Annotated in this window: 1 pseudogene; it reads right to left on the bottom strand. The window is 58.4% G+C overall.

Annotation, left to right across the window (positions count from 1 at the left end):
- Positions 1 to 31 precede the first annotated feature (31 nt).
- Positions 32 to 1,316: pseudogene (locus FHJ30_RS21190) on the bottom strand (IS3 family transposase).
- Positions 1,317 to 1,431: the final 115 nt, after the last annotated feature.

Here is a 1,431-nt window from a genome sequence, read left to right as displayed (position 1 = left end):
TCCCCGGAAGTTGGACTGGCTAAGTAAGAGCCTAAGCCGCAAGGGCCTGAGCACGGTATTGCACCGGGCTCAGGCCCTTGAGCTTTGTTGAGATCCGGTCGTTGTTGTACCAGCGGATGTACTCGTGCAGTGCCGTGGTGAGTGCGTCGGTGTTGAGGAACCGGACACGGTGGAATAGCTCTTCTTTGAGGTGTCCGAAGAAGTTCTCCATTACGGCGTTGTCGTAGCAGTTGGCTTTGCGGGACATCGATTGGATGGCGCCGGCGCTCTTCAGGAGAGTTCGCCAGGAAGCGTGCTGGTACTGAAAGCCTTGGTCCGAATGCACCAGCGGCTGCTGGCCATGATCGAGTCTGCTGAGGGCCTCGCGCAGCGAAGTGTTGGTGAGCTCCAGGTTCGGGGACGAGCTGATGGTGTGGGAAATGATTTGTCGGTCGAAAAGGTCCATGACCGGTGAGAGGTAGAGTTTCCGGTCCCCGACCCGAAACTCGGTTACATCTGTCACCCATTTCCTGTTGGGGCCATCGGCCTCAAACTTCCGATTGAGTATGTTCGGGGCAACCTTCCCTTGGTCACCCTTGTAGGAGCTGTAACGCTTCTTTCGCCGGACTTTGCAGACGAGACGCATCGCATGCATGAGTTTCAGCACGGTCTTCTTGGCGATCGTCCATCCTTGCTTGACCAGTTCTGCATGGATCCGCCTGTGCCCGTACCGGCCATGGTTCTTCTCGAAAATGTCGATGACCTTGGCCTTAATCGCCTCCAGGGGGTCGGGAGCTTGGAGACGGGCCTGATGGTAGAAGAATGTGGACCTGGCAAGACCTGTGACCTGAAGCAGTGCCGAGAGGGAAAAGTCAGCCTTGAGAGCGATGAGGGCTTGAACCTTCACCGTCGTTCCTGCGCCCTCAAGGCCCGCAATTTTCCCAGGTAAGCCACCTCGGCCCGCAAACGCTCGTTTTCCCGCCGGAGTCGTTCCAGTTCCGATAGCTCCACTGGTGGCGGGCCGCCGGTCTTACTGGGTCGGCCTTTTGCTTTCGGGCGCAGGGCGTCCGCCCCCTCCCGGCGATATGCGCGAGCCCACGTTTCCAGAAGTTTGGGTGATGACAGGCCAGCTTCTGAAGCGAGATCTTGCGCAGTCTCGCCTGCAGCGAAGCGTTTGACCAGACCGAGCTTGAATTCAAACGAGTATGCGCGTTTTGTCGGCTTAGTCATCAACGCTCCCCGGCCATGGATCTTCCACCGCAGATAAAGACGACGGACCGGCGAGCGGGCGACGCCCAGCAAGTTGGCCGTCGCCGTATCGGCAACGCCCTTCTCAAACCACGTTACAGCGACCTCGCGCTGATCCTCCGATAGCGAACTAGACGCACGCATAAAACTGCTCCCCGGGAGTCGGAACTGAATTTCTCAGTCCAACTTCCGGGGAGCAGTTCA

The organism is Arthrobacter sp. BB-1, from assembly GCF_006151685.1.
GTDB lineage: Bacteria > Actinomycetota > Actinomycetes > Actinomycetales > Micrococcaceae > Arthrobacter.
This window is presented reverse-complemented; position numbering and strand designations above follow the sequence as displayed.